We start from the raw sequence: 17614 nt of genomic DNA on the forward strand, positions 1-17614 counted from the left end.
GCCTTCCAGCGGGCCCTCCGGGCGCTTCGTTCTTTCGTGTTTCCAGCTTATCAGATGTTTTCCGCTCCGTTTTCCGGAGTTTCATTCATCGGATTTGGCTTTCGCCTTTCGGCGCTCCCGAACTCTATCAGAGTTTCTCGGTCCGTTTTCCCGGATGTTCTCGAATTCGCATTCGAGGACTTCCTTGGGGCTCGTCCCGTGGGGCAACCCGGAGAACATTACGCACCGGGTCGCCCCACGTCAAACCAGCCTCAGCCGGGTCGGACGAGGGTCGGAGCGGAGGCTCAGACCTCGACGACGACCGGCAGGATCATCGGCCGGCGGCGGTAGTTGTCCGCCACCCACTTGCCGATGGTCCGACGGACGAGCTGCTGCACCTGGCGGGGCTCCAGCACGCCGTCGCTCGCCGAGCGGTCCAGGGCCTCCTGGAGCTTGGCGACGACCGGCACGAAGGCGTTGTCGTCGATACCGGAGCCGCGGGCCTGGATGGTCGGGCCACCGATGATCTTGCCGTTGGTCGAGTCGACCGCGACGAAGACCGAGATGAAGCCCTCCTCGCCGAGGATCCTGCGGTCCTTGAGCGAGGCCTCGGTGATGTCGCCGACCGAGGAGCCGTCCACGTAGACGTAGCCGGCCTGCACCTTGCCGACGATCCGGGCGACGCCCTTCTCCAGGTCGACGCAGACGCCGTCCTCCGCGATGACCACGCGGTTGCGCGGCACACCGGTCGCGATGCCCAGCTCGGCGGCGGCCCGCAGGTGGCGCCACTCGCCGTGCACCGGCATGAGGTTGCGCGGCTTGCAGATGTTGAAGAAGTACAGCAGCTCGCCGGCCGAGGCGTGGCCGGAGACGTGCACCTTGGCGTTGCCCTTGTGCACGACCTTGGCGCCCCAGCGGGTCAGGCCGTTGATCACGCGGTAGACCGCGTTCTCGTTGCCCGGGATCAGCGAGGAGGCCAGGACGACGGTGTCGCCCTCGACGATGCGGATCTGGTGGTCGCGGTTGGCCATCCGGGACAGCGCGGCCATCGGCTCGCCCTGGGAGCCGGTGCAGATCAGCACCACCTCCTTGTCCGGCAGGTCGTCCAGCTGCTTGACGTCGACGATCATGTTGCCCGGCACCTTGAGGTAGCCGAGGTCACGGGCGATGCCCATGTTGCGGACCATCGAGCGGCCGACGAAGGCGACCTTGCGCTTGTACTCGTGCGCGGCGTCCAGGACCTGCTGGATGCGGTGCACGTGGCTGGCGAAGGAGGCCACGATGATGCGCTTGTCGGCGTTCGCGAAAACGTTTCGGAGCGCGGCCGAGATGTCCCGCTCGTGCGGGATGAAGCCGGGTACCTCGGCGTTGGTGGAGTCCACCAGCAGCAGGTCCATGCCCTCCTCCGCCAGCTTGGCGAAGGTCGGCAGGTCGGTCAGGCGACCGTCCAGCGGCAGCTGGTCCATCTTGAAGTCACCGGTGGCCACGACCATGCCGGCGGGGGTGCGGACCGCCACCGCGAGGGCGTCCGGGATGGAGTGGTTGACCGCGATGAACTCGCAGTCGAAGGGACCGATGCGCTCGCGCTCGCCCTCCTTGACCTCCAGCACGTACGGCCGGATGCGGTGCTCGGCGAGCTTGGCCTCGATCAGGGCGAGGGTCAGCTTGGAGCCGATCAGCGGGATGTCCGGGTTCTCCCGGAGCAGGAAGGGGACGGCCCCGATGTGGTCCTCGTGCCCGTGGGTGAGGACGATGCCGTCGACCTTGTCCAGGCGGTCCCGGATGTAGCTGAAGTCCGGCAGGATCAGGTCCACGCCGGGCTGCTCGTCCTCGGGGAAGAGGACGCCGCAGTCGATGATCAGGATGCGGTCGCCGTACTCGAGGACCGTCATGTTGCGGCCGATCTCGCCGAGGCCGCCGAGCGGAGTGATGCGGAGGGCGCCCTCCTTGAGGGCCGGGGGTGCGCCGAGTTCGGGGTGCGGGTGGCTCAAAAGACTCTCCTCACGACGCACGCCATATGCCCGGGGTCCTCCCCTGGTGACATATGGCGTGCGTACTCAGTGTCGTTTTCCTACTGGGTCGGTGCTCTCGCGCCTTCGGTCCGGTCCAGCGGCGGACCCGGGCGGGGTCCGGCGAGCCGGGGCGCGCACGTCTTTGTCGGTTACAGGTGTACCCCGCCGGCGGCGAGATCCTGCCTCAATCGGTCGATCTCCTCGGGCGTCGCGCCGACCAGCGGCAGCCGCAGCGGCCCGGCCGGCAGGCCCTGGAGGTCCAGCGCGGCCTTGGTGAGGATCACGCCCTGGGTGCGGAACATACCGGTGAACACCGGCAGCAGGCCCTGGTGGACCACGGTGGCCTTGGCCACATCGCCGGCCAGGTAGGCCTCGATCATCGTCTTCAGCGAGCCGGCCACCACGTGCCCGACGACGCTGACCACGCCGACGGCCCCGACGGACAGCAGTGGCAGGTTGAGGATGTCGTCGCCGGAGTACCAGGCGAGGTCGGAGCGGGAGATCGCCCAGGCCGCCGCGCCGAGGTCGCCCTTGGCGTCCTTGTTGGCGACGATCCGCGGGTGCTCACCGAGCCGGACCAGGGTCTCGTGGCTCAGCGCGACCCCGCTGCGGCCCGGGATGTCGTACGCCATCACCGGCAGGCCGGTGGCGTCGGCGACCTGCGTGAAGTGCCGGTACAGGCCCTCCTGCGGGGGCTTGTTGTAGTACGGGGTGACGACCAGCAGGCCGTGCGCCCCGGCGGCCTCCGCCTGCCGGGCCAGCTCGACGCTGTGGTGGGTGTCGTTGGTGCCGACCCCGGCCACCACGTGGGCCCGGTCCCCGACCGCCTCCACCACGGCGCGGACGAGCTGGGCCTTCTCGGCGTCGTTGGTGGTCGGGGACTCACCGGTGGTGCCGTTGACGACGAGGCCGTCGTTCCCGGAGTCGACGAGGTGCGTGGCGAGGCGCTGGGCGCCGTCGATGTCGAGGGCGCCGTCGGCGGTGAACGGGGTGACCATAGCGGTCAGCACCCGGCCGAACGGCGTTTGGGGGGTGGAGGTCGGAGCCATGCGTCCAAAGCTACTCGTAGGCGGTGGGGCGGTACCCATGCCGGTCCATGGTTCGGACAGGTGGAGCAGGCCGGGGGCGGGGAATGGGATTCCGGTGCTGCCCGCTCGGGGGTTCGGGCAGCACCGGAATCCGTGGTCACGAATGTAGGGAGCGGCTAGAAAAGCCGCAATCCAGACATGCGCGACATCCAGCCCATATGCCTGTCCTCCCAGGTCAGGGGGCGACCCGGCCGTGCTTCTCGAAGGCCGCATGGGTGAGCGGCATGAGCCGGGCCCACTGCTCCTCCATCTGCTCCGCGACCATCTCGATCTCGCGCTGCGGGAACGACGGCACCGCCGAGTTCTCCCGCCGGGTGCGCAGCGAGAGGAAGTGCATCAGCGAACGCGCGTTGCAGGTCGCGTACATCGAGGAGAACAGGCCGACCGGCAGCACCGCCCGGGCCACCTCGCGGGCCACGCCGGCCGCCAGCATCTCCTGGTAGCGGGCGTAGGACTCCCGGTACGCGGCCTCCATCGCCTCGCCGGTGGTCCGGTGCTGCTCGGGGGTGCCCTGGTGGAACTCGTACTTGCCCGGGCGTCCCTGCTGGACCAGCTTGCGGTCCTCGGCCGGGACGTAGAAGACCGGCTCCAGCTCGCGGTAGCGGCCGGACTCCTCGTTGTAGGACCAGCCGCTGCGGTGCCGGTGGAACTCCCGGAACACGAAGATCGGCGCGCTGATGAAGAAGGTCATCGAGTTGTGCTCGAAGGGCGTGCCGTGCCGGTCGCGCATCAGGAAGTTGATCAGGCCCTTGGACTTCTCCGGGTCCTGCTGGAGCGCCTCCAGGGACTGCTCCCCCGCGGTCGAGACCCGGGCCGCCCAGATGACGTCCGAGTCGGCGGCGGCGCTGCGGACCAGCTCCACCGTCACATCGCTGCGGAAACTGGGGGCCGTCGGTTCTTCGCTCACGCGTTACTCCTTGCGGGTTCGGTGCTGTGCAGCTTGATGGCGTGCTGCATGGTCTTGCGGGCGCGCGGGGTGTCGCCGGCGTCGGCGTAGGCCACGGCGAGGCGGAACCACACCCGCCAGTCGCCGGGCTCGGCCTCCGCCTCGGCCTGGCGGCGGGCGAACACCGCGTCGGCCGAGGCCCGGTCGATCCGCCCGCCCTTGCTGCGCCGGAGCTCGTCCACCGGCAGCCCGCCCTCGGCGTCCAGCTCGCGGGCGAGCCGCTCGCTGGCCCGGCCGAAGCGGACGGTCTGGCGCAGGAACCAGACGCCGATCACCGGGATGACGAAGGCGCAGAGGCCGATGCCGATGCCGAGCGGCTTGCCGGTGGCGATCAGCTGGACGCCCTCCCCCACGCAGACGAGGGCGACCAGCAGCAGCACGCCGGACAGGACGAAGAAACCGGTGCGGGAGGTCATCTGCGGCTCACAGGTCCAGGAAGTGTTCGAGGCCGAAGGTCAGCCCCGGGGTGTCGACGACCTTGCGCACGCCCAGCAGGATGCCCGGCATGAAGCTGCTGTGGTGCAGCGAGTCGTGCCGGATGGTGAGCGTCTCGCCGGTGTCGCCGAACATCACCTGCTGGTGGGCCAGCAGGCCGCGCAGCCGGACGGCGTGCACCGGCACCCCGTCCACGTCGGCGCCGCGGGCGCCGGGCAGGCTGTGGCTGGTCGGGTCCTGCTGCTTCGGCCGGCCGGCCTCGGCGCGGGCCGCGGCGATCAGCTGGGCGGTGCGGGTGGCGGTGCCGCTGGGGGCGTCGGCCTTGCGGTCGTGGTGCAGCTCGACCACCTCGACCGACTCGAAGTAGCGGGCGGCGATCTGGGAGAACTTCATGCCGAGGATCGCACCGATGGAGAAGTTGGGCGCGATCAGCAGGCCTAGCTCCGGGGCGTCGGCCAGCCAGCCCTGCACGGTGGCGAGCCGCTCGTCCGTCCAACCGGTGGTGCCGGTGACCACGTGGATGCCGTGGTGCAGGCAGTGGTCGAGGTTGCCCATCACCGAGTCCGGGTGGGTCAGTTCGACGGCGACCTGGGCCCCGGCCTCGGTCAGCTCCGTCAGCTTCGACCCACGGCCCAGGGTGGCGACCAGCTCCAGGTCGGGCGCGGCCTCGACGGCCTTGACCGTCTCGGAGCCGATCCGTCCGTTGGCTCCGATCACGGCGACACGCAGCGTCATTGCGGAATTCCTCTCAGACAAGGCAGTCTCACACGAGCAGATCGGCGAGCCGGGCGGCCCGCTTGTCGTTGACCGGCCCGATCAGCGCCAGCGACGGCCGGTACGCGCCCAGCACATCACGGGCCACCGCGTGGACGTCCTCCAGGGTCACCGCCGCGATCCGCTCCAGCATGTCGTCCACCGACAGGTGGTGCCCGTAGCTGAGTTCGGCCTTGCCGATCCGGTTCATCAGCGAGCCGGTGTCCTCCATGCCGAGCACGGTGGAGCCGGAGATCTGCCCGATCGCGCGGTGCAGTTCCTCCTCGGTGATGCCGTCGGCGACGACCTTGGCCAGCTCCTCGCGGCAGATCCGCAGCACCTCCTCGACCCGCTTGGGCTGGCAGCCGGCGTAGATGCCGAACAGGCCGCTGTCCGCGTAGGACGAGGAGTACGAGTAGACCGAGTACGCCAGGCCGCGCTTCTCCCGGACCTCCTGGAACAGCCGGGAGCTCATCCCGCCGCCCAGGGCCGCGTTGAGCACGCCCATCGCCCAGCGGCGCTCGTCGTGCCGGGGCACCCCGGGGACGCCCAGCACCAGGTGGGCCTGCTCGGTGGAGCGGTTGAGCACCTCGACCTTGCCGGCCGTGCGCAGCGCCTTGACGCCGCGGCGGGCCTCGGCGGGCGCCGCGGTGGAGCGGGCCAGCACCGGGGCGAAGGCCTCCTGGACCTGCTTGACGACCTTGCGGTGGTCCAGGTTGCCGGCCGCGGCGACGACCAGGTGCTCCGGGCGGTAGCGGCGGTGGTAGAAGCCGGCGATCTGCTCCCGGGTGAGCGCCTTGATGGTCTCCTGGGTGCCGAGGATCGGGCGGCCGAGCGGGCCGCTGCCGAAGATCACCCTGGCGAACAGGTCGTGGACCACGTCGCCCGGGTCGTCCTCGGCCATCGCCATCTCTTCGAGGATGACGCCGCGCTCGGCGTCGACGTCCTCGGTGCGGATCAGCGAGCCGGTGAGCATGTCGCAGACCACGTCGATGGCCAGCGGCAGGTCGGTGTCCAGGACCCGGGCGTAGTAGCAGGTGTTCTCCTTCGCGGTGAAGGCGTTCATCTCGCCGCCGACCGCGTCCAGGGCCGCCGAGATGTCCAGCGCGCTGCGCCGCTCGGTGCCCTTGAAGAGCAGGTGCTCCAGGTAGTGGGTGGCGCCGTTGAGCTGCGGGGTCTCGTCCCGCGAGCCGACGCCGACCCAGATGCCGAACGTCGCGGAGCGAACCGTCGGCAGGGTTTCGGTGACGACCCGCAGGCCGCCGGGCAGGACGGTCCGGCGCACCGTGCCGGCGCCGTCGACGCCCTTGAGCAGGGTCCGGGTGGTGCCGGGACGCTGCTTTACCGCCGGGGCCTGGGCCACGGTGGGTACCTCCAGAGGAAACGCACGTGGAATGGCACGTACGGACGAACGCGTGGACAACGGGGTGCGGCCCGCACGCCGGGAGGCGTACGGGCCGCAAGGGTCAGCTAGCGGCGCTTCACTCGGAAGCGGCCTCGCCGGCCTCCTCGCCCTCGATGACCGGGATCAGCGAGAGCTTGCCGCGCGGGTCGATCTCGGCGATCTCGACCTGCACCTTGGCGCCGACGCCGAGGACGTCCTCGACGTTCTCCACGCGCTTGCCACCGGCGAGCTTGCGGATCTGCGAGATGTGCAGCAGGCCGTCCTTGCCCGGCATGAGCGAGACGAACGCGCCGAACGTCGTGGTCTTGACCACGGTGCCCAGGTAGCGCTCGCCGACCTCCGGCATGGTCGGGTTGGCGATCTGGTTGATCGTGGTGCGGGCGGCCTCGGCGGCCGGGCCGTCGGCGGCACCGATGTAGATGGTGCCGTCGTCCTCGATCGTGATCTCGGCGCCGGTGTCCTCCTGGATCTGGTTGATCATCTTGCCCTTGGGGCCGATGACCTCACCGATCTTGTCCACCGGGATCTTGATGGTGATGATGCGCGGCGCGTTCGGGGACATCTCGTCGGGCGAGTCGATGGCCTCGTTCATCACGTCGAGGATGTGCAGGCGGGCGTCCTTGGCCTGCTTCAGCGCGGCGGCCAGCACCGACGCCGGGATGCCGTTCAGCTTGGTGTCCAGCTGGAGGGCGGTGATGAAGTTGCGGGTACCGGCGACCTTGAAGTCCATGTCGCCGTACGCGTCCTCGGCGCCCAGGATGTCGGTCAGCGCGACGTAGTGGGTCTCGCCGTCGATCTCCTGGGAGATCAGGCCCATGGCGATGCCGGCGACGGCGGCCTTCAGCGGCACACCGGCGTTCAGCAGCGACATGGTGGACGCGCAGACCGAGCCCATCGAGGTGGAGCCGTTGGAGCTCAGCGCCTCGGAGACCTGGCGGATGGCGTACGGGAACTCCTCGCGGGTCGGCAGGACCGGCAGGATGGCGCGCTCGGCCAGCGCGCCGTGGCCGATCTCGCGACGCTTGGGCGAGCCCACGCGGCCGGTCTCGCCGACCGAGTACGGCGGGAAGTTGTAGTTGTGCATGTAGCGGCGACGCGTCTCCGGGGAGAGCGTGTCGAGCTGCTGCTCCATCCGGAGCATGTTCAGCGTGGTGACACCCAGGATCTGGGTCTCGCCGCGCTCGAACAGGGCCGAGCCGTGGACCCGCGGGATGGCCTCGACCTCGGCGGCCAGGGTGCGGATGTCGGTGACGCCGCGGCCGTCGATGCGGACCTTGTCCTTGATGACGCGCTCGCGGACGATCTTCTTGGTCAGCGCGTTGTAGGCGGCGCTGATCTCCTTCTCGCGACCCTCGAACTCGGGGAGCAGCTTCTCGGCGGCGACCGCCTTGACGCGGTCCAGCTCGGCGTTGCGCTCCTGCTTGCCCGGGATGGTGAGGGCCTTGGCCAGCTCGTCCTTGACGGCGGCGGTCAGGGCGGCCAGGACGTCGTCCTGGTAGTCCAGGAAGACCGGGAAGTCGGCGGTCGGCTTGGCGGCCTGGGCGGCCAGCTGCGCCTGCGCGGCGCACAGCACCTTGATGAAGGGCTTGGCGGCGTCGAGGCCGGAGGCCACGACCTCCTCGGTCGGCGCCTCGGCGCCGCCCTCGACCAGCTTGATGGTCTTGTCGGTGGCCTCGGCCTCGACCATCATGATCGCGACGTCGCCGTCCGGCAGGACGCGACCGGCGACGACCATGTCGAAGACGGCCGACTCCAGCTCGCTGTGGGTCGGGAAGGCCACCCACTGGCCGTTGATCAGCGCGACGCGGACGCCACCGATCGGGCCGGAGAACGGCAGGCCCGCCAGCTGGGTGGAGGCGGAGGCGGCGTTGATCGCGACCACGTCGTACAGGTGGTCGGGGTTGAGCGCCATGATCGTGCAGACGACCTGGACCTCGTTGCGCAGGCCCTTGACGAAGGACGGGCGCAGCGGGCGGTCGATCAGGCGGCAGGTGAGGATCGCGTCCTCGGACGGCCGGCCCTCGCGACGGAAGAACGAGCCGGGGATGCGGCCGGCGGCGTACATCCGCTCCTCGACGTCCACGGTCAGCGGGAAGAAGTCGAAGTGCTCCTTCGGCTGCTTGGACGCGCTGGTGGCCGACAGCACCATGGTGTCGTCGTCGAGGTAGGCCACGGCGGAGCCGGCGGCCTGACGGGCCAGACGGCCGGTCTCGAAGCGGATGGTACGGGTGCCGAAGGAACCGTTGTCGATCACGGCCTCGGCGTAGAACACGTTCTCTTCCACCTGGAAGATCTCCTCTTTCGTACGTCTCCGGGAGAGCGTCCCCGCGCTGCCTCTGTTCGGCCCTGGGGCCCTCCTGCCAAGGAGGGCGGCAGTCGGGCCGGTCTTCGATCGAAGCCTCCGGGGTGCCCCGCTCGGCTGCGGGGGTTCCGGGGGCCACTACCGAGGACCGGCGCCTCACGGCTGCCGGGCCGGGACGGGCGGTCCGCGTCTGGACGCTCTCTCGGATGCGGGCGGCTTCCGTTTGAAGCCTTCGTCCCGCGGGGGGTTCGGGCTTGCTGCCCGGGTGGCGCGCTGCTGCGCCATCACCCGGCATGCCCACAACCCTACGGTGCAATCCTCGGCCACCTGGGGAGGTGCGCGCGAGTTGTTATGTCAGGGTGCCGCGGTCGAACCGCGGCGGCATACGCACGCGGGGCGGCTCCCCGGTGTGGGGAGCCGCCCCGAGCGGCGGTCTTAGCGGGCGCCGCCGGCGGCACCGCGACGGATGCCCAGACGGTCGACGAGCGTACGGAAGCGCTCGATGTCCTTCTTGGCCAGGTACTGCAGGAGGCGGCGACGCTGGCCGACCAGGATCAGCAGGCCACGACGCGAGTGGTGGTCGTGCTTGTGGAACTTGAGGTGCTCGGTCAGGTCCGAGATACGGCGCGACAGCATGGCGACCTGGACCTCGGGGGAGCCGGTGTCGCCCTCCTTCTGGCCGAACTCGGCGAAGATCTGCTTCTTGACGTCAGAGGCGAGAGCCACTGCAACTCCTTCAAGGTCTACCGAGCGGTCCTGGTCGACTGCACAGGACTCTGCGAGAACTCGGTGTCGTGAGCGCGGCCCGCGGTCGGCTGCCCACGAGTGGGCGGACACATGGCTGCGCTCGGTGGCCAAGCGTACCAGTGCGGCCCACCCGGGTGACGGGCGGGTGCGCGGGCGCCCGTCGGGCGCTCAGCCGGTGGCGCCGCGGACCAGCCGGTAGACGTTCAGCACGGCCAGCGCCAGCGGGACCAGCGAGATCAGGGTGAGGCTGTCCACCAGGTCCAGGATGCGGCCCCAGAACGGGGAGACGCCGAGCCGGGGCACCACCAGGGCGATCGCGGTGAGCAGCGCGGCGCCGAAGGCGATGGAGGCGGCCAGCCAGACGGTGCGCAGGTCGAGCTGGGTGCCGGAGCCGGCCGCGCGCAGGATGAACTGCGGGGTGTGCAGGGACAGCCCGACGATCAGCAGGCACAGGCTCAGCAGGCCGGCGACGGTGAGGCCGAGGACCTGCGCGGTGTAGCGGAACAGCCGGGCGCGCAGCATGGTGGCGATGCCCAGGGCGAGTGCGAGCAGTTCGGGGAAGGTCCGGTCGGTGAAGGAGAGGACGGCGCAGGCGCCGACCACGACCGCGGCGCAGCCGCCGACCAGGCCGACCAGCACCTCGTGGCCGCGGCGGGCCTGGTGGGCGATCCGCTCGTACTGGACGGCCTCGGCGCGCTCGGCCTCCTCGTCGTAGTCGCGGCTGCGGGTGCGGGTCTGGCCGGGGGCGCTGAAGCCGACCGGCAGCCGGGCGAAGCGGGCGGAGAGGCCGGGCAGGAAGCCGACGGCGGCGACCGCGGCGACGCCGGTGACGGCGGCGATGTTGCCGGCCGGGGTGCCGGGCATCAGCACGGCGGCGAAGGTGGCGAGGGCGCCGGCGGTGGCGACGAGGGCGGCGGCGACGAACACCGCGTCCTGCTCCGGCAGCAGGCCGGCGAGCAGCACGGCGACCACCAGGACGGTGACGCAGCCGGCCAGGAACTGGAGCCGGCCCGGGCCGTCCCCCGGATGGGTGACGGCGATGACGCCGCTGCCGGCGATCATCGCGTGCGGGAGGGCGCCGAGGCCGAGCGCGACCGCGGCGTGCGGGTCCCGGTAGACCCGGGCGCGCACCCCGGCGAGCGCGGTGAGCACGACGGCGGTGACGCCGGCCAGCACCCCGGGCAGGCTGTGCATGTCGTGGCGCAGGTCGGAGAACCAGAGCGCGAAGCCGAGCAGGGTGAGCAGGACGCCGGCGCCGATCAGGCCGAAGCCGCGCATCAGGTCGACGGTCCAGAAGCGGCGGTCGGCCTCGACGGCGCTGGCGATGGCGTCGGCGACGTCGTCGTGGACGGCCGGCGGCAGCGACTCGGCGAAGGGGCGCAGCGCCAGCAGGTCGCCGTCGCGGACCTGCTGGGCGGCCAGCGACAGGCTGCTGTCGAGCACGGTGCCGTCGCGGCGGACCAGGTGGTAGCCGGTGGGGGCGCCCTCGGGCTGGCTCTGGTTGGCCAGTCGCAGCACCTCGGGGTAGACGTCGGCGAGGGGGACGTCCTCGGGCAGGGCGACGTCGATCCGGCGGTCCGGGGCGACGACGGTGACCCGGCAGTAGCCCGTGGCAGCCGTACTAGTGCTCATGCGCCCACCTCGCTGCGCTCGGCAGGGGCACTCGCCCACGCGCACCTCTCAATGATGAGCTCGCTCCGCTCACTCATTGGTCCGCACCTCGATCCTTCGACGCACTGAGCGCTCCCCCTGGGTTGACGGTGCCGCGGCACGGCGGCGCGCGGTGTGTGGCTGCGGAACCGGCCCGGCCGGGCCGCGAGTTGGCGCGGCGTTACCCTACCCGCTCGGTTCGTGCCCGCTGCCGCGGCGGGGTCGGGCGGGGAGGCCGCACGGCGCCGGGGTCTGGCGGGCGGTGCGGGGGCGACCGTTAGGATCGGCGCCTGCGCACGGTGGTACGGGGGCTGCGCTGCGTGGGGCGTCCTCAGCCACGGGATCCCGTACCGGAGCCGGCGCAGTCGCGTGAGGGCTGATGCCGAAGTGATCGATCGACGCCGCGGGGTGGATGACGCATGGGTGTGATCATGGTCAAGCGACCGGCCAGGGCCTACCCGCCGACCGTGCCGGACGAACCGGTGGAGCTGGTCAGTCCGCCCGAGCTGCCCCGGCAGGGCCACGAGGACTGGCTGATGAGCATCCTGCCGATGCTCGGCATGGGCGGCTCGGCGGTGTTCTTCTTCTCCCCCGGTGCGGCCGCCCCGATGAAGATCATGGGCGGTCTGATGATCGTCTCGACGCTCGGCATGGTGCTGGCCCAGATCGTCCGGGCCCGCAAGGGCGGCTCGACCGCGATGGCCGACGAGCGGCGCGACTACCTCAAGTACCTCCAGCAGACCCGCCGCCAGGTGCGCCGCACGGCGGAGAGCCAGCGCGGCGCGCTGCTGTTCCTGAACCCGGCGCCGGACCAGCTGTGGTCGATCGTCGAGGACGGCCGGCGGCTGTGGGAGCGGCGCACGGCGGACGGCGACTTCGCGCAGATCCGGGTGGGCCTCGGGCCGGTGCAGCTGTCCACCCCGCTGGTGGCGCCGCAGACCGCGCCGATGGACGAGCTGGAGCCACTGTCGGCGGCCGCGATGCACTCCTTCCTCAAGGCGCACGGCACCCTTCAGGACCTGCCGCTGGCGGTCTCGCTGCGGGCCTTCTACCACATCACGGTGTGCGGGGACCCGGACTCGGTGTACGGGAACGTGCGCGCGATGATCGCCCAACTGACCACCCTGCACTCGCCGGACGACCTGCTGGTCGCGGTCGCCGCGGCGCCCGGCGCGGCCGAGGAGTGGGACTGGACCAAGTGGCTCCCGCACAACCAGCACCGCAAGGAGAGCGACGGCGCGGGCTCGCGCCGGCTGAGCGCGAACGACCTGGGCGAGCTGGAGTACCTGCTGCAGGACGAGCTGTCCGGCCGCCAGCGCTTCGTCCGGGACGCGGCGCCCGCCGCGGACCAGCCGCACCTGGTGGTGGTCATGGACGGCGCCGGGGTGCCGCACGACTCGGTGCTGGCGAGCCCCGAGGGCGTGCAGGGGGTGACCGTGATCGAGGTCGTCCCGGGTGAGGTGGACGAGCCCAGCGGGCACCTGATGGTGACGGTCAACCCGCAGGAGCTGGTGCTGCGTTCGGCCTCCGGGGCGACCTACGCGGGCAAGCCGGACCTGCTCTCGCTGTGGCAGTCCGAGGCGCTGGCCCGGCAGCTGGCGCCGTACCGGGCCTCGGCCGGCGGGGACGACGAACCGCTGCTGTCCAACCTGGACTTCACCGACATGATGAACTCGGGCGACCCGGGCTCCTTCGACGTGGCCCGCAGCTGGCGCCCGCGCGCCCAGCACGAGCGGATGCGGGTGCCGATCGGCGTCGGCGCGGGCGGCGAGCACGTCTACCTGGACATCAAGGAGGCCGCGCTGGAGGGCATGGGCCCGCACGGCCTGTGCGTGGGCGCGACCGGTTCCGGCAAGTCGGAGCTGCTGCGCACGCTGGTGCTCGCACTGGCGATGACCCACTCCTCGGAGACGCTGAACTTCGTGCTCGCCGACTTCAAGGGCGGCGCGACCTTCCTCGGCATGGCGGACATGCCGCACACCTCCGCGGTGATCACCAACCTGGAGGGCGAGCTCACCCTGGTCGACCGCATGCGCGACGCGATCGAGGGCGAGCTGCACCGCCGCCAGGAACTGCTGCACCGCTCCGGCAACTACGCCAACATCCACGAGTACGAGCGGGCCCGGGCGGCCGGCGCGGCGCTGGACCCGCTGCCCTCACTGGTGCTGATCATCGACGAGTTCTCCGAACTCCTCACCGCCAAGCCCGACTTCATCGAGATGTTCATCCAGATCGGCCGGATCGGCCGCTCCCTGGGCGTGCACCTGCTGCTGGCCTCGCAGCGCCTGGAGGAGGGCAAGCTGCGCGGCCTGGACACCTACCTCTCGTACCGGATCGGTCTGCGCACCTTCTCGGCGGCCGAGTCGCGGGCGGCGATCGGCGTGCCGGACGCCTACCACCTGCCGCCGGTGCCGGGCGTCGGCTACCTGAAGTTCGGCGAGGACGTGATGGACCGGTTCAAGGCCGCGTACGTCTCGGGGCCGTACCGGGCGCCGGGGCAGCAGCGCTCGACCGGCGGGCGGCGGGTGAACGCCCGCCCGGTGGCCTTCACCTCGGCCTTCGTGGACCTGCCGCCGGCCCCGGCGGAGGAGGAGGCGCCGCAGGCCCCGGAGCAGGACGACGCGCTGGTGGACACCGTGCTGGACGTGTTCGTCCAGCGGATGGCCGGCCAGGGACCGGCCGCGCACCAGGTGTGGCTGCCGCCGCTGGACGAGGCGCCGAGCCTGGACCACCTGCTGCCGCCGCTGCAGGTCGTCCCGGAGCGCGGGCTGACCGCGCCGGGCTACCCGGGCGGGCGGCTGCGGGCGCCGATCGGGATCGTGGACAAGCCGCGCGAGCAGAAGACCGACATCCTGGAGGTCGACTTCTCCGGGGCGGCCGGCCACGGCCTGGTGGTGGGTGGCCCGCGGTCGGGCAAGTCCACCGTGCTGCGCACCATGACGGCCGCCTTCGGCCTCACCCACACCCCCCGCGAGGTGCAGTTCTACCTGCTGGACTTCGGCGCGGGCAGCTTCCAGTCGCTGCTCGGCCTGCCGCACGTCGGCGGGGTGGCCGGGCGGCTGGACGTGGACAAGGTGCGCCGGATGGTCTCCGAGGTGCACGCGGTGATGAACCGGCGCGAGGAGCTGTTCCGGGCGGCCGGGATCGACACCATCGCGACCTACCGGGCCCGCCGGGCGGCCGGACAGCTGCCGGACCAGGCCTTCGGCGACGTGTTCCTGATGATCGACGGCTGGAACACCTTCAAGCAGGAGTTCGAGGGGCTGGAGCCGGTCATCGGCGACCTCGCCCAGCGCGGCCTCGGCTACGGCGTCCACCTGGTGATCACCGCGGCCCGGTACGCGGAGGTGCGCCCGGCGCTGAAGGACCTGCTGCAGAACCGCATCGAGCTGCGGCTCGGTGACGCGATGGAGTCCGAGGTGGACCGCCGGGTGGCGCAGAACGTCCCGGCGCTGGCCGGGCGGGGCATCACCGCGGAGCGGCTGCACTTCCTCGGCGGCCTGCCGCGGCTGGACGGCTCCGCCGCGGTGGAGGACCTCCAGGACGGGGTGACCGGGCTGGTGGCCGCGGTCGACGGCGCCTGGACCGGGCCGCGCGCCCCCCAGGTGCGGATGCTGCCCGCCGTCCTGGACGGGACCTCGCTGCCGAAGGGCTTCGAGCACCCGGAGCGCGGGGTGTCCTTCGGCGTGGACGAGGCCGAACTGGCGCCGGTGTTCGTCAACTTCGAGACCGACCCGCTGTTCATCGTGTTCGGCGACACCGAGTCCGGGAAGTCGGCGCTGCTGCGGATGCTGATCAAGCAGATCACCGAGCGCTACTCCCCGGACCAGGCCGGCATCGTGGTCGGCGACTACCGGCGCGCCCTGCTGGGCACCGTCCCGCCGGAGTACCTGGTGGAGTACGCGGCCGCCCAGCCGGCCATGGCGGCGATCGTGGACATGCTGCGCGGGGCCTGCGCCCGCCGGCTGCCCGGCCCGGACGTGACCGCCGAGCAGCTGCGCAACCGCAGCTGGTACAGCGGCAAGGACATGTTCGTGATCGTCGACGACTACGAGCTGGTCGCGACCGGCTCGGGCAACCCGCTGGCGCCGCTGGCCGAGTTCCTGCCGTTCGCCCGGGACATCGGCCTGCGGGTGATCGTGGCCCGCAGCGCGGGCGGTGCCGGACGCTCGCTGTACGAGCCGGTGGTGCAGCGGATGCGCGAGCTGGGCGGGCAGGGCGTCATCCTGTCCGGCAACCGGGACGAGGGCGCGCTGCTGGGGACGGTCAAGCCGCAGGCGCTGCCGCCGGGCCGCGGGGTCTTCGTGTCACGCCGGGTGACCGGCGGGCAGATGGTCCAGACGGGCTGGCTGCCGGTCCAGTGAGCGCACGGAGTGACCGAGCCGTCCGCTACGGACGGTGATCGAGGGGGTCGGACTTCCGGAGTCCGGCCCCTTCGGCGTCCCAGGTGCTGAAACGTTACCTAGATCTTTCCGGCCCGGGGCTACGGTTCCCGTACCCGACCTGCGAGTTGTCGCCCTACCCGGGGCCACCTGGACGTGTCGCCGTCCGATCGAGATGCCGCCTTTGAAAGGTGGCTTGCAACAGACTGTTTACCTTTGATTCATATCCATTGTGGCCAAGGTAACAAGTCGGACAAACAGCGTGATGACGGTAAGTGATCATCGGATCGCATGTCTGCGCCGTCCACCGCAACGGATTCCGAAGCAGTTCCGGCGTTGACGCAATCAATACGCCCAAGGTTCCATGGCGGCCCGGGAGCGACCGGACCAGACCCGAGCAACCAGCCAGCGGAGGCGATACCCGCTCCCCTTCCAGGACCGTTCAGAGCCGATCGGATGCCACATGACCGACACGCTTCGCCCGCCACAGACCGTAGCCGCCACGGCGGACGGGGCAGTCGCGCCCCAGCAGCTCAAGCGCTCGATCGGCGTCGTGGGCGGCACCCTGCTCACGCTGTCCTGCGTCACGCCCGCGTCGACGCTCTTCGTGATCGTGCCGGAACTGTTCTCCAGCATCGGCAGCGCCACCGCCCTGGCCATCGCCATCGGCTCGGTGCTCTGCATCGCGGTCGCGTTCTGCTACTCCGAGCTCGGCACCCTGATCCCCAGCGCCGGCGGCGAGTACGCGATGGTCGGCACCCTGGCCGGACGGCTCGCGGGCTGGCTGGTCTTCATCCAGTCGCTGATCGTGGTGATGATCGTCCCCTCGGTCATCGCCCTCGGCACCGCCGACTACCTCGCGCCCGTGCTGCACGTCGACAAGCCGATCGCCGGCGCCGCCGTGATGCTCGCCGCCACCCTGGCCGGCCTGCTCGACCTGCGCGCCAACGCCTGGATCACCGGCATCTTCCTGGTCCTGGAGGTCATCGCGGCCGGCGTGGTCTCCGTGCTCGGCTTCGCCCACGCCAACCCGGAGCACGCCAGCCTGCTGCACGGCCTGGTCGCCGGGGACGGCGGCGCCACCAAGACGGTCGGCATCGGCGCCATCGTCGGAGCGCTCGGCATCGCGCTGTTCGCCACCCAGGGCTTCTCCACCGCCGTCTACCTCTCCGAGGAGCTGGAGAACCCCCGCCGCACCGTCTCCCGCACCGTGCTGTGGACCCTCGGCCTGTCCAGCGCCATCATCCTGATCCCGGTCGCCGCCATCACCATGGGCGCCCCCGACCTGCAGAGCCTGACCGACGGCGACATCTCCGGCATGGTCACCGCCTGGAGCAACTCCGCGGTCGGCACCTTCATCAGCCTCTGCATCGCGCTGGCCATCATCAACGCCGGCATCGTCATGGTCATCCAGAACTCCCGGGTGCTGTTCGCCTCCGCCCGCGACAAGGCCTGGCCCGAGCCGGTCAACAAGGCCTTCGGCACCCTCGGCCGCTTCGGCTCCCCGTGGGTCGCCACCCTGGCCGTCGGCCTGCCCGGCGCCGCGCTCTGCTTCGTCAAGGGCGAACTGCTCAGCAACATCACCGGCGTCGCCGTCACCGCGATGTACCTGCTGGTCGCCATCGCCTCGCTGCTCTCCCGCCGCGGCCACCACAAGCACGCCGCCGCCTGGCGGATGCCGCTGTGGCCGGCCGTCCCGGTGCTGCTGATCCTCGTCCTGCTCTACGTCATGACCAAGCTGGACGCCGAGCCGCTGCTGTGGACCGGCGGCATCACCGCCGCCGCCACCCTCTACTGGCTGCTCTACCTGCGCCCCCGGCAGGACACCCGCTGGGTGATCACCCTCCCCGAGGACCAGCGGGACTGACCCACCGACCCCCACCCCTCCCCCACACGGCGGTGCCCCGGGCCCTCC

The 17614-nt window shown here is 71.2% G+C and carries 11 protein-coding genes; 2 read left to right on the forward strand and 9 right to left on the reverse strand.

The features are described from left to right. Positions 1-284 precede the first annotated feature (284 nt). From ACIP4P_RS44130 to eccD, 9 genes are all read right to left on the reverse strand, one after another. Positions 285-1970, reverse strand: coding sequence for a ribonuclease J (locus tag ACIP4P_RS44130; protein ID WP_350517801.1), 1686 nt, complete (start codon positions 1968-1970; stop codon positions 285-287). Positions 1971-2140: 170 nt separating this feature from the next. Beyond that, on the reverse strand, positions 2141-3040 hold the full coding sequence (dapA, locus tag ACIP4P_RS44135; protein WP_400929888.1) for a 4-hydroxy-tetrahydrodipicolinate synthase: 900 nt from the start codon (positions 3038-3040) through the stop codon (positions 2141-2143). A 214-nt stretch (positions 3041-3254) separates the two neighbouring features. Then, entirely contained in the window at positions 3255-3986 is a 732-nt protein-coding gene (thyX, locus tag ACIP4P_RS44140; protein ID WP_350517799.1) for an FAD-dependent thymidylate synthase, read from the reverse strand. Continuing rightward, positions 3983-4441 carry a hypothetical protein gene (locus ACIP4P_RS44145; RefSeq protein WP_400929893.1) on the reverse strand — a complete coding sequence of 153 codons (459 nt, stop codon included), beginning with the start codon at positions 4439-4441 and terminating at the stop codon, positions 3983-3985. The genes thyX and ACIP4P_RS44145 overlap by 4 nt, the downstream gene beginning before the upstream one ends. 7 nt (positions 4442-4448) lie before the next feature. Continuing rightward, positions 4449-5195: a 4-hydroxy-tetrahydrodipicolinate reductase gene (gene dapB, locus ACIP4P_RS44150; RefSeq protein ID WP_400929896.1), complete on the reverse strand. Its 747-nt coding sequence runs from the start codon at positions 5193-5195 to the stop codon at positions 4449-4451. 28 nt (positions 5196-5223) lie between these two features. After that, positions 5224-6576 carry a pitrilysin family protein gene (locus ACIP4P_RS44155; RefSeq protein ID WP_350517796.1) on the reverse strand — a complete coding sequence of 451 codons (1353 nt, stop codon included), beginning with the start codon at positions 6574-6576 and terminating at the stop codon, positions 5224-5226. A gap of 118 nt (positions 6577-6694) precedes the next feature. Further along, entirely contained in the window at positions 6695-8902 is a 2208-nt protein-coding gene (locus ACIP4P_RS44160; RefSeq protein WP_350517795.1) for a polyribonucleotide nucleotidyltransferase, read from the reverse strand. A gap of 453 nt (positions 8903-9355) precedes the next feature. Continuing rightward, entirely contained in the window at positions 9356-9646 is a 291-nt protein-coding gene (gene rpsO, locus ACIP4P_RS44165) for a 30S ribosomal protein S15 (RefSeq protein ID WP_188302791.1), read from the reverse strand. Between the two features lie 189 nt (positions 9647-9835). Continuing rightward, positions 9836-11299, reverse strand: a complete 1464-nt coding sequence (eccD, locus tag ACIP4P_RS44170) for a type VII secretion integral membrane protein EccD (protein WP_400929900.1) — start codon at positions 11297-11299, stop codon at positions 9836-9838. Positions 11300-11736: 437 nt separating this feature from the next. On the opposite strand from eccD, the gene eccCa reads away from it, so the two are divergent. Together eccCa and ACIP4P_RS44180 are read left to right on the forward strand one after the other, a co-directional pair. After that, positions 11737-15681, forward strand: a complete 3945-nt coding sequence (gene eccCa / locus ACIP4P_RS44175) for a type VII secretion protein EccCa (protein ID WP_400929903.1) — start codon at positions 11737-11739, stop codon at positions 15679-15681. A gap of 481 nt (positions 15682-16162) precedes the next feature. Further along, positions 16163-17566: an APC family permease gene (locus tag ACIP4P_RS44180; protein WP_350517792.1), complete on the forward strand. Its 1404-nt coding sequence runs from the start codon at positions 16163-16165 to the stop codon at positions 17564-17566. Positions 17567-17614: the final 48 nt, after the last annotated feature.

Origin of the sequence: Kitasatospora sp. NPDC089509, from assembly GCF_044749365.1 — a bacterium.
GTDB lineage: Bacteria > Actinomycetota > Actinomycetes > Streptomycetales > Streptomycetaceae > Kitasatospora.